At 56.5% G+C, this 18,384-nt stretch carries 12 protein-coding genes; 6 read left to right on the top strand and 6 right to left on the bottom strand.

All coding sequences use genetic code 11. The features are described from left to right. Positions 1 to 16: 16 nt before the first annotated feature. Positions 17 to 2,059, top strand: a complete 2,043-nt coding sequence (locus Poly51_RS12105; RefSeq protein ID WP_146457809.1) for a hypothetical protein — start codon at positions 17 to 19, stop codon at positions 2,057 to 2,059. A gap of 75 nt (positions 2,060 to 2,134) precedes the next feature. Here the strand turns inward: Poly51_RS12105 and Poly51_RS12110 are convergent, their stop codons facing one another. After that, positions 2,135 to 3,391: an ATP-grasp domain-containing protein gene (locus Poly51_RS12110; RefSeq protein WP_146457810.1), complete on the bottom strand. Its 1,257-nt coding sequence runs from the start codon at positions 3,389 to 3,391 to the stop codon at positions 2,135 to 2,137. Positions 3,392 to 3,583: 192 nt separating this feature from the next. On the opposite strand from Poly51_RS12110, the gene fae reads away from it, so the two are divergent. Together fae and Poly51_RS12120 are read left to right on the top strand one after the other, a co-directional pair. Next, positions 3,584 to 4,081 carry a formaldehyde-activating enzyme gene (gene fae, locus Poly51_RS12115; RefSeq protein WP_146457812.1) on the top strand — a complete coding sequence of 166 codons (498 nt, stop codon included), beginning with the start codon at positions 3,584 to 3,586 and terminating at the stop codon, positions 4,079 to 4,081. Positions 4,082 to 4,260: 179 nt separating this feature from the next. Then, on the top strand, positions 4,261 to 5,124 hold the full coding sequence (locus Poly51_RS12120) for an NADP-dependent methylenetetrahydromethanopterin/methylenetetrahydrofolate dehydrogenase (protein WP_146457814.1): 864 nt from the start codon (positions 4,261 to 4,263) through the stop codon (positions 5,122 to 5,124). 102 nt (positions 5,125 to 5,226) lie between these two features. On the opposite strand, the gene Poly51_RS12125 is transcribed toward Poly51_RS12120, so the two are convergent. The 3 genes from Poly51_RS12125 to rlmN all read right to left on the bottom strand — a co-directional run bounded on the left by Poly51_RS12125 (position 5,227) and on the right by rlmN (position 9,076). Next, complete coding sequence (locus Poly51_RS12125) at positions 5,227 to 7,320, bottom strand: carboxy terminal-processing peptidase (protein WP_246114440.1); 2,094 nt, start codon at positions 7,318 to 7,320, stop codon at positions 5,227 to 5,229. A gap of 214 nt (positions 7,321 to 7,534) precedes the next feature. Next, positions 7,535 to 7,951: an OsmC family protein gene (locus Poly51_RS12130; protein ID WP_146457816.1), complete on the bottom strand. Its 417-nt coding sequence runs from the start codon at positions 7,949 to 7,951 to the stop codon at positions 7,535 to 7,537. A 6-nt stretch (positions 7,952 to 7,957) separates the two neighbouring features. Continuing rightward, entirely contained in the window at positions 7,958 to 9,076 is a 1,119-nt protein-coding gene (gene rlmN, locus Poly51_RS12135) for a 23S rRNA (adenine(2503)-C(2))-methyltransferase RlmN (protein ID WP_246114441.1), read from the bottom strand. A gap of 22 nt (positions 9,077 to 9,098) precedes the next feature. On the opposite strand from rlmN, the gene Poly51_RS12140 reads away from it, so the two are divergent. Then, on the top strand, positions 9,099 to 10,391 hold the full coding sequence (locus tag Poly51_RS12140; RefSeq protein WP_146457818.1) for a M20/M25/M40 family metallo-hydrolase: 1,293 nt from the start codon (positions 9,099 to 9,101) through the stop codon (positions 10,389 to 10,391). After that, complete coding sequence (locus Poly51_RS12145; protein ID WP_146457820.1) at positions 10,388 to 10,636, top strand: (2Fe-2S)-binding protein; 249 nt, start codon at positions 10,388 to 10,390, stop codon at positions 10,634 to 10,636. Before Poly51_RS12140 ends, Poly51_RS12145 begins: the two co-directional genes overlap by 4 nt. A gap of 98 nt (positions 10,637 to 10,734) precedes the next feature. Here Poly51_RS12145 and Poly51_RS12150 read toward each other — a convergent pair whose 3' ends face one another. Next, on the bottom strand, positions 10,735 to 13,110 hold the full coding sequence (locus Poly51_RS12150; protein ID WP_146458486.1) for a hypothetical protein: 2,376 nt from the start codon (positions 13,108 to 13,110) through the stop codon (positions 10,735 to 10,737). Positions 13,111 to 13,891: 781 nt separating this feature from the next. Further along, positions 13,892 to 15,040 (bottom strand): methyl-accepting chemotaxis protein, encoded by a 1,149-nt coding sequence (locus tag Poly51_RS31585; RefSeq protein ID WP_315853667.1) that lies wholly within the window; start codon positions 15,038 to 15,040, stop codon positions 13,892 to 13,894. A 515-nt stretch (positions 15,041 to 15,555) separates the two neighbouring features. Between Poly51_RS31585 and Poly51_RS12160 the strand changes: the two genes are divergently transcribed. Then, on the top strand, positions 15,556 to 18,357 hold the full coding sequence (locus Poly51_RS12160; protein ID WP_186775501.1) for a choice-of-anchor Q domain-containing protein: 2,802 nt from the start codon (positions 15,556 to 15,558) through the stop codon (positions 18,355 to 18,357). The last annotated feature ends 27 nt before the right edge of the window (positions 18,358 to 18,384 follow it).

The following is an 18,384-nucleotide window of genomic DNA, read 5'->3' on the forward strand; positions in this document are numbered from 1 at the left end:
ACCTAGGTAGCCGACCATGGACGCCGACAGAATCAAACAGTTCTTCATCACTCACATCGAGAAAATGATTCTCGGTGTGATCGTGGCTCTTTCCGGCTTTCTGATTTTCAGCGGGTCGAAATTGCCGAATTTTTTGGACGAACATCAACCCGATAAGTTGGCCGCCAAAGCGACTCAAGTGAAGTTGGCGATCGATAACGATCACAACGAAGCGATCTTGGAAGAGCGCCTGCAAGAGATCGAAGCATTCGACATCATGAAGGAGACGAAAAAGATCTACACGGGCATCGATCCTTCGATTTACAAACTTTCCAAACCCTGGGAAGCGCAAAACGAACAGTCTGTCGTTCGCCGCCAAGACCCGCAACTTTTACCGCCCGTCGATTTGCGTACCCACGGTGTCCTGACTTCGATCGCAATCAAAGGAAGCGTCGTCGATCCACTGGACTACCCCCTGGCGGCTCTTGAACCGGCCGATGCCGTCGAGAAGGTCGAAGCACCGAAGCCTCGCACGCGCCGCTCGCGAAGTCGCAACATGGGCATGGACGGAATGGACGGCATGGGCGGCGATATGATGATGGAAGAGATGATGATGATGGAGGAGATGAGCGGCATGATGGGTGGCCCAGACTCCGGCATGGCAGGCATGGCCGGTCCGACGCGAAAATTTGCCAGTGAGTTTGACTTTGGCCATCGCCCAGTCGTTGGCGAAGACAAGCGGAACCCGAAACCGACGGTGGGTTGGTTCATTGCCGGAACCGCATTGCTGCCACACCGGGCGATTTACGAAGCCTATGAGTTGGCACTCAAAGATGCAGACGCTTATGATCCGCGACGCGACACGCCGCTGTATTTCAACTTCGAAGTTCAACGTGCTGACGTTACCGACAAGCCCATCGAACAGTTGGCCGACGCCGATTGGATCGACGTGTGGCACTTGAAACGGTACGCGCTGCTGGCCGACAAGTATTGGGCCGGCTACGCGCCGGAAATCGTGCCAGACGATTACCGCGATGATCAATTGACGGTCTGGATTCCGCCGGTCTTGCTAGATGATTATCGACCGTACTCGCTTCACCCCAAAATCCCGATGCAAACGCGATCGGAACTGGAATTGCTCGAAATCGAAAAGAAAAAACGGGAGGAGGCCGAGAATCCAGGGATCTTCAAGTTCGACGAAGACGAAGAGTTCGAACTTGCCGTTCCTGGCGGCGCACCAGGAATGGCGGGCGGCGGAATGGAGATGATGGATATGATGGGATCGGGCATGGGGATGGATCCGATGGACATGATGTCGGGCGGCGGCATGATGATGATGGGCCGCGGCAAAGTCGAAAAAGACCCCGTCAAATACAAACTGCTTCGCTTCTATGACTTCGCCGGATCCGACCTATTCAGGACGGCGCCCGTCTTCGGCCGAACGTATGTGTATCGACTTCGATACGCAGTGATCGATCCGAACTTCCCGGCCAGCCAAATGATGCAGCCCAAGAGCAGTTCGCTGGCGCCCGAAGTTGCTCGCCGAGTTACCGACAAAATGGCTAGCGCGATCAAGGAAAACAAACGCGACTTCCAACGATGGAGCGAATGGAGTGCGGCGTCGGAACCGGCAACGTTACCGACATTTGAAACCTACCGTGTCGGCCCGGTTCAGGGCGGTTCTTCGTCGACGTGGAACGTCGCTGGCAAACCCGTCGAATATCAACGTGACACACCCAGCGCCAAGATTTCGGTTTCCCAGTTCATGCCAAAGTATGGCGTGAAAGTACCGCTTCAATTCGAGATCACCGAAGGCAGCGTGCTAAGCCACAAAGCCGAATCGACCGATGTGGTGGATCCGATCACTTTGGAAGTCAAGAAGTTGCCGGAACCGGATTTTGTTAGCACAACAACGGTGGTCGATATCGATGGCGGCAAGAGCTTGCAGATCGCACCGGAGTTAACCGAACCGGGAATGATCTTGATGTTCGATCAATCCGGGCAACTGCGATTGTCCAACGAAATTGTGGACCAAGAACTCTATCGCATCGAAACGTATGCAAAGGAAAAGGGCGAGTAACGGGAAACGTCATGCCGGCTCGGCCGACGACGGGGATTGGCCCGCCCGGCCGAGGTGCCGGTTCGGCGCCGATCGTCATTTTGGAAATCGCGTCTCGCAACATAATTGATGATGGGCCCGTCGGACCCTTCGATAGAAATCGGGGTCTGACGGTCTGCCCTTTGCGATCACCGAACATATCGGTGTTCCGCGCGGTACGACTGAACCGTCAACCGGGATATCAGCGATTTGCAGATTGCAATCGACCACGGAAGCAATCCGTTCCCGCTGAAAAAGCAAACGCCGCCGGGCGAAGCAAACCTTTTTGTAGTAGGCGTCGGACTCTCCTTGCTTACGCCTGCGTGGCGAAACCGCGACATGGGCAGTCGTATCGTCGAGCCACCACTGGATCAACGAATCGTCCGCCCCGAGCACACCGTCATCAATCATTCGGCGTTCGACTAACTCGGTCGATCCGCTCCATCGCGGATTGATTTCCAGAAGCCACAGTGTCCCCATCGGATCGATCAAAAAATCGACGTTGCACGGACCTTGGTACCCACATTCACTGGACAGATGGCGGCTCAATGCCAATAACGGGTCGACCACGCTTGGCTGGCAATCGATCGGCCCGAATGAACCGCTGTATACGAATGGGTTGTTCGCAAACAGATTCTTCGCGGACGATTGGGTCGTCATGCGATGAAACATCGACCGACAAACGCCTAGCAAGACCGTCCGTCGGGGACCGATCCATAGCGTTGCGCCGAACGACCGCCCGGGGATCCAATGCTGTAACCAACGAGATTGTGGATCGGTCCGATCGGGTAGTGTGCCCCCGGTGTGCCAACGAATCCCGATTCCACCGGACCCATGCTTGGGTTTGCTGAGCCATCGCTGCGGTGAAACGGTGCGGATTATGCGACCTGACGCATCTAGAGTCTCGGGAAAGGACATCCCGGCCCGTCCAGCCAAGGACGACAGCATCAGGGGATCGTCGATCGATTGCCTGGTTTCGGCCGAAATTACCCAACGCCGGGCGGCTTGCGGGTGACGATCCAACCACCGCTCGAGATCGGAAATGCCACCCACCGGGACGACCAACGCGTCCGGATGCCGCGAAAGTGCGGCATCGACGCCTTCACGATCCTCCAGATCCACAAACTCGTCGCAAGCGTTTCTGGCGTCCCAGTCGCCAAATTGGTCGATGCCAATCACCGTAAATCCTGCCCGCCGAGCCGATTGGGCAGCCGCACGCACCGAAGCGCCCACCATGATAATCGTCCGAGGCTGGATCCCGATGTCCGATTCCAACGTTCGGCTACCAAGGTTTGGGGGTTCAGGTGCTTGCATCAGCGGTAATGTCTGCTACTTTCTGGACCGGGCCTGGCGGCATGACGGCGGGGGCTAGCGGTGTTTACACGTGCGGCATTCTACAAAGTCAAAGTTTTTGGCTAGCGTCGGTCACCCAAGGACGTCGATCGGCCCTCCTTCCCAGTTCCAAAACCTCCTCCCTGAACCACTCGAAATAAAGGTACCCCTACGATGCATTTGAATGTTGGTGAAGCACTTGTTGGCGATGGCAATGAAGTCGCTCACATTGACTTGATGATCGGCAGCAAGAACGGTCCCGTCGGAACCGCGTTCGCAAACGCATTGGCCACCCAAAGCGAAGGCCACACGAACTTGATGGCCGTTTTGGCTCCCAACGTTGCCGTCAAGCCTTCGACCGTCATGGTGACCAAGGTCACGATGAAGGGCATGAAGCAAGTCGTACAAATGTTCGGCCCTGCACAAGCAGCCGTCGCCAAAGCAGTCGCCGACTCGGTCGCCGAAGGCATCATCCCTAAGGATCAAGCCGAAGACTTGGTTTGCGTTTGCGGCGTGTTCATTCACCCAGCGGCCGACGACGATGAAAAGATCTACAAGTACAACTACGAAGCCGTCAAGCAATCACTTGCTAACGCAATGGGTTGCAAGCCAAGTGTTGACGAAATGATCGCCCAGAAAGACACTGCGGCGCACCCTTTCAAGGGCTTCTAGTCTTTCGAGTTTGGCGAGCGCCAAAACAATACGAAGAGCTTTCCGGTCCATGTGCCGGAAGGCTTTTTTTGTGCAAACGTCGCAACGTTGACGCCAATCGGCAAAGCCCACCGAAGCGACGTCTGGCACTCCCATGTCCTTTCATGCACCCGATTCGTGATTAGAGCGACAGACCCATCATGACCAAAAAGATCTTGATCCAATTCGACATCGACACCCAACCCAGCTCGTTTGACTCGGTCGTCGCAATCGACGCCGGCGTCGATCACTTGCTTCGCTACGAAGGCGTGCAGGTCACCAACGCCACCGGATTGATCCACGGCGCGATGTTCACTCGAGGTGGTGAAGATCTTAAGAACACGGCGATTTTCATCGGAGGCAGTGACGTGTCGGCCGCCGAAAAACTGCTCGTCGCTTGCCAGAAAGTTTTCTTTGGACCGGTGCGCGTTTCGTTGATGCTGGATGCCAACGGATGCAACACCACCGCTTCGGCAGCGGTCGTCGCGGCCAGCCGTCACATTGACCTAGCCGGCGCTAAAGCTGTCGTGCTGGGCGGTACCGGACCGGTCGGACGTCGTGTTGCCCAATTGCTGGCCAGCGACGGCGCCGATGTCGTCGTGACCAGCCGAACGCTGTCGCGGGCCCAATCGGCAGCCGACGAAATTCGCGGCAAAGTATCCTCGGGCACACTTTCCGCCGGACAAGCCGGCACACCCTCGCAAACCGCCGAAGTGCTGGCCAGCGCCCAGATCGTCATTGCCTGCGGTGCCGCCGGGGTTGAACTGGTTTCCGAGAACACGATGAAGTCATTGTCGACGCTGAAGGTGGCGATCGACTTGAATGCAGTCCCGCCCGCCGGCATCGAAGGCATCGGCGTATCGGACAAGGCAAAGTCCTATGGCAGCGGCGTCGGCTACGGAGCCATAGGCGTGGGCGGCTTGAAGATGAAAACTCACCGCCAAGCCATTGCATCGTTGTTCGACAGCAACGACAAGGTCCTCGACGCAGCCGAGATCTACGCAATCGCGAAATCGATTGGCTAAGGGTCGTGCCGGCCCATCGATCGAATTCTTAAAACGAAAAAAGGCGGGTGAGCTCTTAAGAACTCACCCGCCTTCGTTGTTTCAACGGAGACCAAAAATCGCTCAGTTGGCCTTCGCCAAGTTTTGCTTTCGCAGTCCGTCAATGTAGTCGTGCGTCACGTTCAACACTTCTTTGTTATAGAAGTTATCACGATAGATCTCCTCTGGATTCAGTTGAGTCTCGAGAGTCTCGTCTTCCTCTTCCTTTTGAGCATCAAGTTCCTTGCGGCGAGCCATGAATTGATCCTCTTCAAGCGATACCGTGTTCTGCTCTTTTTGCGCGACATAAAGTTCGATGCGACGCAGCAAATCGCCAAACTCTTTGTCTTCCCCAACACGCGTCATCGAACGCTGGCGAAGCATCCCGATCAGGTCCGCCGGCTTCATATTATAGACCTCGTGACGTGCCTGCTTGACTCGGTCGTGCTCGAGCGCGAACTTCAAGTCACCTTCGCTGACATCCATCTTCGATGTGATGCTGGGCAAAATCACGTCGGCCAAAACGCCCTTCCGCTGGGTGCTTTCGCCATCGGGTAGATAGAACTGTTGCAACGTGACCTTCAACGCACCGAAGTTGGCTCGGTTGTTTCGGAACAACTGTTGTCCAAGATCCATCAACGTTTGGACCGTTCCCTTGCCGTGAGTCGCCGGATCACCGACCACGATGCCGCGACGATAATCTTGGATCGCACCGGCAAAAATCTCGCTGGCACTTGCGCTGAACTTGCTGGTCAAAACGACCAACGGGCCGTCCCACGCGGTGCCGGCTTCTTCGTCGGCGTACTGTTGGACGCTGCCGTCCGAATTTTTCACCTGTACGACCGGACCACGATCGATGAACAATCCGGTCAAGTTGATCGCTTCGGTCAGGCTTCCGCCGCCGTTCTTGCTGAGGTCCAACACGATTCCGTCGACGCCCTTGGCATTGAAGTCATCCAAGATGCGGCGAACGTCACGTGTGCTGCTGCGAAAGTTCTGCTTGTCCTGACGCGCCGATTCCATGTCCAGGTAGAAGCTCGGCAAATTGATGTAGCCGATTTTCAGCTTGCTACCCATGTCGTGTTCGATGATCTCGCCACGAGCGGCGGACTCTTCTAATTCGATGCGAGCGCGAACGACTTTATATTCCTCGACCACACCGACACCGCCGGGTTTGACACCCAAACGGACCGTTGTACCGGCCCGACCGCGGATCAAAGTCACCACGTCGGTAAGTGGCATTTCCACCACATCTACCATTTCGCCGCTATCGTCTTGGCCGACCGAAACGATCACATCGTCGGTTTGCAACTTGCCGTGCTTGGCCGCTGCACCGCCGGGAATCACACGAGTCACGGTCGTTTTGCCGTCTTTTTCGCTCAACTGGGCACCGATGCCATCCAAGTTCAAACGCATTTGGATGTTGAAGTCCTCCAGCGTCTGGGGCGACATATACGTCGAGTGCGGGTCGTAGCCCATCGTCACGGCGGTCAGAAACATTTCCAGCAAATCGTCGCTGTCGGTTTGCTTCCAACGCCGAGCGTAACGTGCATAGCGACGTTGCAATTGCTCTACGGCTTCTTCGTCAGTTTTTTCTTCGTCCTTCAAATCCAACAACGAGTACTTGATTTGGCGGCGCCATCGATCACGTGCTTCGTCGGGGTTGGTTGCATATTGGATGGAATCGGGATCAATGACGATGGATTCGTCGGAATCAAATTCGAAATCGCTCTTGAGCAATTCCTGAGCAACAGCGACCTGTTCGTCGACTCGCTGGACGAAGCGACCGAAAATGTCGTAAGCCAACTTCAAGTCGCCTTGGCGAACCATGTCGTCGATGAAATTTTCTTGAGCCGCGAATTCGTCGATGTCGCTGCGATAAAAGTACAGCTTCAATGGGTCAAGCGAATCGACAAACAGTTGCAGGGCTCGCTTACTGATCGTGTCGTTGAGTCCTTGTCCCGAAATGTGGTTTTCCGGCATCAGCTTGGCAATCGTGCGGGCAACGACGCTGTCGCGAGCCGAAGGAACCGCAAGCGGCGCGGCGACGGGTGCTTCGGCAATGGCGGGCTGGGCCGCAACCGGCGATTGCATCATGCCGACGAGCGTGGCGACCGCCAAAAGAGGCAACACCGTGACACGGCGGGCGAAATGGTTCGGACGCAGACGACTGTCCATAGCGGATTCCTAGAAGGGTTGATTTCAAGCGAGCTGGTCGGCAGGCAGGGCAAAGTGCGCCGTGGTTGCCCACGTTCCTACCGAGTTTGAATCGTAGGAAAGCGGCAAAAATCGGGCAACTCCGTTTCTTCGCCCACTTTACCAACTTCCCACACGCACAATTGTCGCCCAAGGCGGGGTTTCCGCCAAATTGGGTCGACAAATAGGTCGACAATCAGCCGTAAACGAAATCGATCGGGGCGTCGATATCGGGGTGAATACTGCGATGAACGGGGCATTGGCGTGCCGCGGTTTCCAAACGTTTCCGCATTTCGACATCGATCGAGACTTCGCCGGGAACCGTCACGACCGTCCGCAGCGATCCGATCCGGCGAATGGGATCGGCCACCATCTCTTTCTCGACATGGACGTGGGTCCCCGTCAGATCCAGGTCATGTCGCTGGGCGACCAAACCCAAAATCGTCATCACGCATGATCCCAATGCCGTCGCAACCAAATCCGTCGGCGAAAACGACGCACCCTGGCCGCCATTGTCAGTCGGCGCGTCGGTGTGCAGTTTCATGCCACTGGGGCCGTGGACGGCATCACAGCGAAGGCCGCCGGAGTACCGAATGTCGATGGACACTGCCATTTGTGCTTAGCCTTGAGTGGATGGGAGTGCGATGGAGCCTCGGTTGCGACGCAGTTGGCCGCACGCCGCATCGATCTCGCCACCTTTGCGTTGGCGAAACTGAACATTGACGCCGCCGTTTTCTAAAATCGTGCGAAAGTTCTCGATCGCTTTCTTCGTCGGCGTTTTATACGGCAAACCGGCGACCGGGTTGTAGGGAATCACGTTCAGCATCGCCGTGCGACGTCGCAGCAGCGATGCAAGTTGGCGTGCCTCGTCATCGGAATCGTTGACACCGCCCAACAACACGTATTCGAACGTTAACCGGCGTCCGCACGAATCAAAGTAGCGATCGGCGGCTTCCAACACAGCGTCGACGCCGATCTTGCGATTGACGGGCACCAGTTGGTTCCGCAGTTCGTCGTTGGGCGCGTGCAACGAAACCGCCAAATTGTACGGTACTGCGGCACGGGCGAGTCGATCGATCGCGGGCGGCAAGCCGACGGTGCTGATCGTGATGCGACGGGGGCTGATCGCCAAACCGTCTTTGCTGCGCGCGACGTCCAATGCCCCGAGGACTCGGTCCAAGTTCGCCAACGGTTCCCCCATCCCCATCATGACGATGTGACTGAGCCGTTCGTCCTCTTTGAGCCGGGCCTGCAAACGAAGCATCTGTTCCAGAATCTCGCCGGTCGTCAAATTGCGATCGACGCCGTCTAATCCGCTGGCGCAAAACACGCATCCCATCGCACAACCGACTTGGCTGCTGACACAAATGCTGCGTCTCGCCGCGTCTCGCAACAGCACGCATTCGACTTCGCCACCGTCGGGCAATCGCACCAGCAACTTGTCCGTACCGTCGGACGACTGAACATGATGCGCCTCGTCGGTGACCCAGATCCGAAACGACTGATCAAGCGTTTCGCGAAGTCCTTTTGGCAAATCGCTCATCTGGGCAAAATCGCGAGCCCGACGCTGGAAAACCCAATGAACGATCTGCTTGGCGCGGAACCCGGGCTGGCCCTGTTCGACCAACCACTGTTTCAAATCGTCGATCGAAACGTCCAGCAAGTGGCGTCTCGGATCGGCCGGTGGTGCCTTCGAGGTTTGCTCAGACGACGATGGATCGATGACAGGAAGATTCACGAGAGTCCGTGGACGTGTTGAGATGGCGCCGAGAAACGAGGATGATGGAAACGAGAAGCCCAGCGAACCGAAAATCATCATCCCCGAACACCCCGAGTGTAACGTGCCCGTGAAAGATAACGAAGCTGCCCAGCCGCACGAAGTCGACGCCCAAGCTGCTCTCGACCGATTCTTGGCGATCACCCAAATCCCCGGAAAGAGCGGGGAGGAGGCCGCTGTGGCCACCGCCATCGTGCAATTTTTGGTGGATGCAGGGCTGGACGAGTCGCAAATCCGATTCGACGAAGCCAACAAGCGGACGAAATTGCCCGGCGACTGCGGCAACTTGATCGTCACCCTACCCGGCAACGGCTCGGGTCCACGAACCATGTTGTCGGCCCACATGGATACGGTCCCGATCTGTGTCGGCAGCCAACCGGTCATCGATGGCGACGAAGTCCGCAGCAGCGTCGCCACGGGATTGGGAGCGGACGACCGCGGCGGATGCGGCGCCATCCTGACCGCGATCGTCGAACGACTCCGCCGCGGCGACTCGCAATTCCCACCGGCGGTGGTCACGTTTTTGATCCAGGAAGAAATCGGGCTGCACGGCGCAAAGAACATCGACCGCGACAGGGTCGGCAACGTCGACCGCGCGTTCAACTTCGACGGCGGCACGGTCGAGAAACTGACCATCGGCGCGATCGGCGGCGAGCGAATGTCGATCAAGTTGACGGGCATTCCCTCGCACGCCGGTGTCGCACCCGAAAAAGGTGCCAGCGCGATCGTTATGGCCGCCCGCGCAATCGCCGACCTGGACGCTCGCGGCTGGCTGGGCAAAGTCGTCCAAGACTGCGGCGTCGGGACATCCAACGTCGGCGTCATCAACGGCGGTGAAGCCACCAACGTGATCACGCCAGAAGTAACGCTGCGCGCCGAAGCTCGCAGCCACGACGCCGAAATGCGGACGCGTATCGTGGCTGAAATCCGACAAGCCTTCGAGCGAGCCGCCGCCGAGGTAAAAACCGACGACGGCCGATCGGGCCGCGTCGATTTTGATTCCAATGTCGACTACGACTCGTTCAAACTTGCCGACGATCATCCGTCGATCAAAGCAGCAAGCCATGCAATCCGTGTGTTCGGACGCGAACCGTTCGCCGAAGTTTCCAACGGCGGCTTGGATGCGAACTGGTTGTTCCGACACGGTATCGAAGCGGTCACTTTGGGATGCGGCCAACGCAACATTCACACAGCCGACGAAACGCTAGTCATCACGGACTATCTTGACGCTTGTCGCATCGCGACATGGTTGATCACCGACGGAGCAGCGGGATGACCCACGACGATCAAGAACTGTGCTTGTGCTTTCACGTCACCCGACGAAAAGTCATCCAGTACATTCGCGTCAACCGTCCCACCGTCACTAGCCAACTGTCGGAGTGTTACGGCGCCGGCACCGGATGCGGCTGGTGTCGTCCGTTCTTGGAACGCTTGATGCAGCAGACCGATCCGGAATCCGTGCCACTTCCCGACGCGGAGACTTACGCAAAGGACCGCGCCGTGTATCGAGAGACGCGTTAACGGAACAGCAAAGAAAAACCTCGGCACCCTTTCGAGTGCCGAGGCTTTTTGTGGTTCCTGCGTCCACAAGACGCCGGAGAATTGAACTCTCGTGGGAACTAGTTGCAGTTCGTGCAACCAGCGCCCGTTTCCATCACAGCACCTTCGCTGATGATGCCGTCGCTGTGTCCACCGTCGATGATGGTTTCGCCCATCACCGAACCGCCGAAGTCATCAATGCTTCCGCCGTTAACCATCGGAGCAGCCGACATCGCCGGTGCACCGTAGTTGTAGACAGGAACTTGAATCGTTTCGGCAACCGGACGGCAAACGCGAACGTTGACCGAACGAGTCGCTTGAACGGGAACACAAACGCTGTACGTTTCCGGAGTCTGCTCGGTCACGTTGTCGTAAACGGTGACGTTGTAGTTGCGGACGCGTTGCTCGGGAACACAAACGGTGAAGCTGACTTCGCGGCTACGCGATTGTGTTTCCATGCGAGTGCGATTGACGGTGCGAGTACGAGTCTCGGTCGTCATCGTCGTTTGCGGAACCATGCGAGTGCGGGTTTCCAATCGCGTGCGTTGGACCGGAACCATGCGAGTACGGGTTTCGGTGGTCATCGTTGTGACGGGAACCATGCGAGTACGTGTTTCGGTACGGCTCTTGGTCACTTGGAATTGACGCGTGCGAGTTTCTTGACGAACCCGTTGTACCGGAACCATGCGAGTGCGGGTTTCGGTGTTGAACTCGGTGTAAGGAACCGTACGAGTACGTGTTTCCGTGCGACAGCGAGAAACGGGAACCATGCGGCTTCGCGTTTGAGTCGTCATCGTTACCACAGGAACTTCGCGAGTACGAGTTTCCATGCGAGTGCGAGTGACAGGCACTTGGCGGTCACGAGTTTCGGTACGGTACTTCGTCACATTGTATTGACGCGAACGTTGTTCGGTACGGCAGCGAGTCACGGGAACCGATCGGCTACGAGTTTCAGTCGTGTACTTGGTCACGTTAACGGTACGAGTACGAGTCTCGGTGCGGCAACGTGTGACGGGCACCATGCGAGTGCGTGTTTCGCATGTGTAGCTGGTCGTCGTGTACGTATAGGGCTCTTGCGAGCACTGGGTTTGATACGTGGTGCAAGGAACTTGCTCGCAAACCAGGTTGGGAACGTAAACCTTGCGATAAACGATGGTTGGGCAGCATGCATCACCAACGACGCCACCGCCACAAGGATCGGCACAGGGATCCGCACAAGGATCAACACAGGCATCGTTGCAATGACCACAACCACAACCACCGGTCAAACCGCTCAGCAATCCGCCCAGCAGACCACGACCGCGTGACAGGCACGACGATGCACCCGAACCGAAGGACGCCACAGGTGACGAAGCAACTTCCGTTGCCACGCACTTATAGCTTCCCATGTCACGAGTCACCGTCTTCATCGTCGTCACGGGAACGCTACGAGATACCGTTCGGTATGCCGTGTGCGTTTGCGTGACGGGAACTTGAATTTGATAGTTTTGGGCAACGTGTTCGGTGTAAGGAACGTTGACCGTGTAGTTCTGTTGGATCGCTTCGGTGTAAGGAACCGTAACGGTGTACGGTTGTTCGATCGTTTCCGAGTAGGGAACTTGAACGTTGTAGACTTGCGTCGCAGTTTCCGTATAAGGAACTTGAACGCTGTACGTTTGAGTCAGCGTTTCCGTGTAAGGAACGCAAACTTGATAAGACTCCGTACGTGACGATGTTACGGGGACTTGAACGGTGTAGGTCTGTTCCACATGCTCTGTATAGGGAACGTTTACCGTGTACGTTTCTTCACGAGTACGTTGCACGGGAACTTGAACGGTGTAAGCCTGTTCGATTTGTTCCGTGTATGGAACGCTGACCGTGTAGTCTTGTGACTGTGTTTCGGTGTAAGGGACGCTAACCGTGTAAGTTTGCGCGACCTGATCGGTTCGCGGAACTTGAACGGTGTAGTTTTGAGTCACTTGTTCGGTGTAAGGAACCGAAACTTGGAAGGACTGTTCCACCTGAGTCGTCACCGGAACCTGAACGGTGTAAGGGACTTCTTCGGTGTAAGGAATCGCAACCTGAACGTTGTAGTTCTCGGTGCGGGTTTGCGTCGTCGGGACATTGACGGTGTAGGTTTGTTGGCGCGTTTCAACACGGGCAACTCGCTTCGTCACGCTTCGCATACGCGTGCGTGTTTCGCGCTGATGTGTCGTGTACGGGATTTCGCGAGTCTCCGTCACGTACTGGGATCGCATCACGGTGCGAGTTTCGTAAGTGACCGATGGTCCACATGCGTCGCCCGCACCGAAACCTCCGACCGAACTGATAACCGATCCGCCCATGCCGGATCCGTCAACGACCATACCGGCACCGTCTGATCCACCCAAACAAGCTCCGCCGCCACCAAGGCATGCCGAACATCCACAATCGTCGCCCAGAGCGACGCCAGACGTCGTGAGCGCGAGCGCTGACATCCATACAAACTTAAAGACCCAATTCACAATCGATTTCCTTCTGACAGGCTTGAAACTTTGAGGCACACGGGCATGGCGACGAGGCATAAAACACTGCCCAACCAACACACCTTCCCTACGTGTCTCAAACCTAAACCCGCCCCCCCGTAAAACAATCGATCACTGGACAAAACGTACCGTTTGGTTCATCACGTGTGACGATCGTAGGGGCAAAGCGATTTGGGCTAAGCAAAGAAAAAACGGCGACTCGATTGATGAGCCGCCGTTGGCGGAAAGGTCGAAGGATGGTCGTGTCTGTTTTAACGATTAACCGATCGATCGAGTTCGGTAGTATTGCTGTGGGACGGTATTGTAAGGCGATCTGAGCGTCGTCGTTTAGCGCGAGGTCGCGGGCTGAACCTCGCTGACCGGTGCAGGGTCCGCTTTGACCTTCGCCACGTTCCATCACTTGCCGTTTAAACTCGACCCAGAATGTCAATCGAGTCGGGTGCAGTCAGGCTGGTAGCAGTTGAGCGATGTGGATGAGTCCAGGTAGGGTGCGTGCTCGTCACGCACAAGACGCCACCCCTAAGCGAGCCGTAGCGGTGCGTGGCACGAACGCACCCTACCCGAACTCACTTGAAACCCGAAACCCGAGTCAGACCCCACGCGAAGCGTTTCCCCTGCGACGCGACCAGTCCCTACCCGAGCCCAAACCAACCGCCATCCATAACGAGTAAACTCAATGCAGACGGACCACTAGGCCCCTTTGATGGTTCCCTTTCATGGTTCGCTGCGGCGGCTACGCTTTGCCGATACTCTGCATGATCAAGGAGTTCCAACCGGTGGTGTAGGTTTCGTAACCCGGAGCGTGCGCGAATCCGAGGCAGAAGGGTATTCCGTCGATCGAAATCGTGGAGAAGCGTTTGTGTTTCTTCACCAATTCCATCCACGAGGACGGCACCGATTCATTCATTGCTTGACCGCCTGAATCGGCGAGGACACGACCGGCTTCATCGACGATCATCACGCGAGTGGTCTCTTTCTCGCCCTCGCGAAGCGGCGTGTTCTCGATCACCGATTGGGCCAACGCGTCCCAGTTAAAAATGATTCCCAGCACACCCAGGATGCTGCCGTCGACGCGACCACCCTGACGAACCGCTGCGGAATAAATCAGTGACGCTTCGTCATTGACCAGCGAGCTTTTATGTGCCGTTTCGAATGCAAAATCCTCGCCACTGCGCGTCGTCATGGCTCTGTCGAACCAGACCGCTCGCGATACATCTCGGTCAATCGATCGATACCGATCGGGACGACCGTTCGCGATTACTTTCCCTTTGGTGTCTGCCAAAACCAAGTCCCAATAGACGGTGTAGGAGTTCAAGATCGTTCCTAGCCGTCCGCAGGCGTGTTCGGTCGCTGCAGCGGTCTTTTCCGAAAGTGCGTCGACGACACTCGAATCGGTCGCCCACCAACGCACATCGCAACTGCGCTCATACAGATTACGGTCAATCAGATCGATGTTCACAAGCGCCATATCGCTGAGCCGGTTGCCGCGGACGCTGGTGCCAATCAAATCCAATAGCAACTGGATCGTTCGCTGCGTCCGACTGGCCATCTGGTTGGCAGCGTCGGTGGTATTGCTCGCCAGTTTTTGCATCTCAGCGGCAACGACGCCGAAAGCGGCTCCATAACTTCCCGCTCGCGCCGCTTCGATCCTCGCGTTGAGCGCCAAAAGTTTGGTTCGAGAGTTGATCTCGTTGATTTCATCGATTGCAGAATCCATCGTCAGATTCAGTTGCCGAACCAATCCCAATACGTCGTCACTACCTCCATCGCCGACGGACATTTCATCGCTTTCGGCAAACGGACGGTCATGGGTTTGTTTGATGTTGTTGTTGGTTTTGAGTGAAGGACGCGGGGCGGGGCTGCTCAATTGAGTCGCGGACATTCTAGAGGGTCTCCATGCGCGTATTGACGCGTCCGCGCTCGCGAATCGCATCAATCGCTGGATGGTTGGGGCATTGGGGCATTCACGACCGGTTGATTCCGCCCAAAAACGGGTCGCGCACATCCCAAACGATCGGCAATGTTCTCTCGGATCACGAAACGGAATGCGAAAACGCGGCGATGCGGAGTGAGTTTGCGTCGAACCCCACGGTTCTGAGGCATCGCACGATCGCAGCGATTGTCCCGGTCGCCCTGCAAGCAAAGGGGCCCGTCCCAAATGCCGCGTGGTTAAGCCGTAAATCACTACATAAGGTTCCGCGCCAGCTTTGCTATCGGGCGAAGATAATGGGACGGGGGTAATATGTGACAAACTTGCTTAAAACTACCTCCATCCCATTATCTTCGCCCGGACACCTTTTCGGCATCCGTCATCTTTGATCGTCGCCATCTAAATTACCTCCGTCCCATTTGATCCCTCCGCACGCACAAGACGCCACCCCTAAGCGAGCCGTAGCGGTGCGTGGCACGAACGCACCCTACCCGAACTCACTTGAAACCCGAAACCCGAGTCAGACCCCACGCGAAGCGTTTCCTCCCGAAACCCGAGTCAGACCCCACGCGAAGCGTTTCCTCCTGGATGTCGTTGCCGATGATGGCGTCGTTAGCCTTCGTGAAGCAATCGAATCCGCAAATGGCTTAGCTGGCACCGACACGATCACGTTTGCGCCAACGATCGACGGCCAACCTATCCAATTGTCCGCAGAGCTCGGGCAGCTTTCGATCACTGACTCGGTAGGCATTTCAGGCAATGGATCAACCCAGACGATCGTCGACGCGAACCAACAGTCACGGGTCTTGAGCATCGAAGGGGATGCGATCGACGTGAACTTGTCGGGGTTAGCGGTCACTGGCGGCAAAACGACGGGAAGCAATGAGTGGAATGTGCAACCGATAGACGATCACGGTGGCGGTGGGATTCGTTTTTTATCCAGTGGCACACTCACCGCTACTGATAGCGTCTTGTCAGCGAACAGCACTTCGGGCGAACTCGCGGCAGGCGGCGGGATCTTTACGTCGACTGGTAACGTCACGTTGATTCGCAGCACATTGTCGAACAACCGCACAACTGGAGGTTTCGCGTATGGCGGCGGCGTGCGTTCGGAATTTGGCGTCGTCACGCTGATAGATAGCACTGTGTCTGATAACCACACGACGGGCATTGCATCAGATGGTGGTGGGATCTCGGCGGGGGGAGGGAATGTGACATTGACAGGCAGCACGGTGTCAAGCAACAGCACCGCAGGTGAGAATGCGAAAGGTGCTGGGATCCAAGCCTATCAAGGCGATGTGACAGTGACGGAAAGCACGATATCAAATAACGTCACCGAGGGCTTTTTGGGGAAAGGCGGCGGCATCTTTGCACATTCCGGTAAAGTGACGCTGACGGACAGTATACTGTCAGGCAACCGCACGGCCGGACCTGCGGCGGGTCAAGGCGGCGGGATCTACTTAGGGATGGGCTCTGGCAGCGCGACGCTTCTAAACAGCACGTTGTCGGGCAACAGTACAAGCGGCGCTGATTCGTGGGGCGGCGGAATCTATTCGTTCGGCAGCAGTGTGACGCTGACGGGCAGCACATTGTCGGGGAATCGAACGACGGGCAACGGTTCAAGTGGCGGCGGGATCGCTTCGTATGGCAAAGTGACGCTATTCGGCAGCACCTTGTCAAACAATCGAGCGGATGGAACAGACTCGGACGGTGGCGGGCTGTGGTTCGGTCCAACGTCAGTATCGATCATGGGCAGCACCGTCACCGGAAATACTGCTTCCGGGACTGGCGGAGGTCTAGCGACACCCGAGGATGTGTATGACCGGAATCTGAAAATCCATAATTCGATCATCGCGGGCAACACCGCGCGGATCAACTCCGACTTGGAATTGCCGATCACGCCAGAGTCCCCGTTTGATTTGAAGTCAAGCATCATCGGTGACAATGAAGGCACGAGTCTCACGGCCTCGGAAACCGCCGACGCCAACGGTAATCTGATCGGAACGCCCGCGGCACTGATCGATCCACTGCTTGGTCCTTTGCAAGACAACGGCGGTCTGACGTTGACGCACGACCTGCTGCCGAACAGTCCGGCGATCGATGCAGGAGACAACGGGTTGCTAGCCGGGCAAATGCATGACCAACGTGGTGCTGCGTTCACTCGGACGTTCAATGTTAGAGCCGACATCGGTGCTGTCGAATATGTGGACCCGTCGATTGTCACCCTGCCGAATGCCACGTCCTCGATCGCCATCGAATCGGGCGACATCGTGGTCCGATCTGCCGATCAGGTTGTCTTTCAGTCGGCAATCGAGACGCTAACACGACTGCGAACCGTCGGCACCCCTGGGGACGACACGATCGAACTGAAGACGGCGCATCTTTCCGATACAGCCGTTCTGGAGGTCAGCGGCGGGCCTGGCGAGAACACACTTTTGGTCGACGTCGCGTCGCTTGACCTGACGAAACAAGAATCTCTATCGGTCGAGAACTTCTCGCGAATCGATTTGCGAGACGACCGACCAAACGTGCTGACACTCGATGCCCGAGCAGTCTCTACTATGTCGCCCGTCGATAAGGCGATCACCATCCTAGGCGATTTGGGAATCGATCAGTTCGTGTTCTCGGATGTTGCAAACTGGCGAATGGATGCACCGGAGAATTTCGATGGACAGGATATGCAAGTGACCGTCAACCAGATCACGGGCGAGAGGGTGCGGAGCAACACGTCATCGGGCTGGCACAACTTATTGGTGCCTTCCGACATCAATAACAGCGGTGATGTGACGGCAAGCGATGCTTTGCTGATCATCAACGAACTCGGCCGCAGAGCCTATTCGATCGCAACATCAGGCGTGTTAAACAGCCCCGTTACTGACGCCCCATTCCCAGGCAACTTCTACGACCAAAACAGTGACGGTAGCGTTACCTCGGTTGATGCACTACGCGTAATCAACCAACTATCCAGGATGAACTCCCGCGATGATGTACCGGGCGAAGTTCAGCAGTCGACGGACACGTTCAATCAAATTGTCGTGGAGCCGCCGCTAGGGTCAGACTTCGTCTTGCGGAGAGAACCTCTCGAGTCCTATTCACTCAGTTTGCTGCCATGGCAATCTCAAGTTTCTTCTTCGCAGTCAACTTCCACATTGGCCATAGGGGAATCAGAAACTGTTCCCGCGCAGTCCGAATCGCCTGAAAGTTCGGCCGAGCGAATCGACCAGTGGCTCACTGAAATGGCCGTGGCGACGAAGATCAGCGAAACCTAGTCTTAACGGGTATCGAAATTGATCGCC

The organism is Rubripirellula tenax, from assembly GCF_007860125.1.
Lineage (GTDB): Bacteria > Planctomycetota > Planctomycetia > Pirellulales > Pirellulaceae > Rubripirellula > Rubripirellula tenax.

Coding starts and splice junctions, on each gene's coding strand:
- Poly51_RS12105 (WP_146457809.1), top strand. CDS start 17: ATGGACGCCGACAGAATCAAACAGTTCTTCATCACTCACATCGAGAAA.
- Poly51_RS12110 (WP_146457810.1), bottom strand. CDS start 3,391: ATGCAAGCACCTGAACCCCCAAACCTTGGTAGCCGAACGTTGGAATCG.
- fae (WP_146457812.1), top strand. CDS start 3,584: ATGCATTTGAATGTTGGTGAAGCACTTGTTGGCGATGGCAATGAAGTC.
- Poly51_RS12120 (WP_146457814.1), top strand. CDS start 4,261: ATGACCAAAAAGATCTTGATCCAATTCGACATCGACACCCAACCCAGC.
- Poly51_RS12125 (WP_246114440.1), bottom strand. CDS start 7,320: ATGGACAGTCGTCTGCGTCCGAACCATTTCGCCCGCCGTGTCACGGTG.
- Poly51_RS12130 (WP_146457816.1), bottom strand. CDS start 7,951: ATGGCAGTGTCCATCGACATTCGGTACTCCGGCGGCCTTCGCTGTGAT.
- Poly51_RS12140 (WP_146457818.1), top strand. CDS start 9,099: ATGGCGCCGAGAAACGAGGATGATGGAAACGAGAAGCCCAGCGAACCG.
- Poly51_RS12145 (WP_146457820.1), top strand. CDS start 10,388: ATGACCCACGACGATCAAGAACTGTGCTTGTGCTTTCACGTCACCCGA.
- Poly51_RS12150 (WP_146458486.1), bottom strand. CDS start 13,110: ATGTCAGCGCTCGCGCTCACGACGTCTGGCGTCGCTCTGGGCGACGAT.
- Poly51_RS31585 (WP_315853667.1), bottom strand. CDS start 15,040: ATGTCCGCGACTCAATTGAGCAGCCCCGCCCCGCGTCCTTCACTCAAA.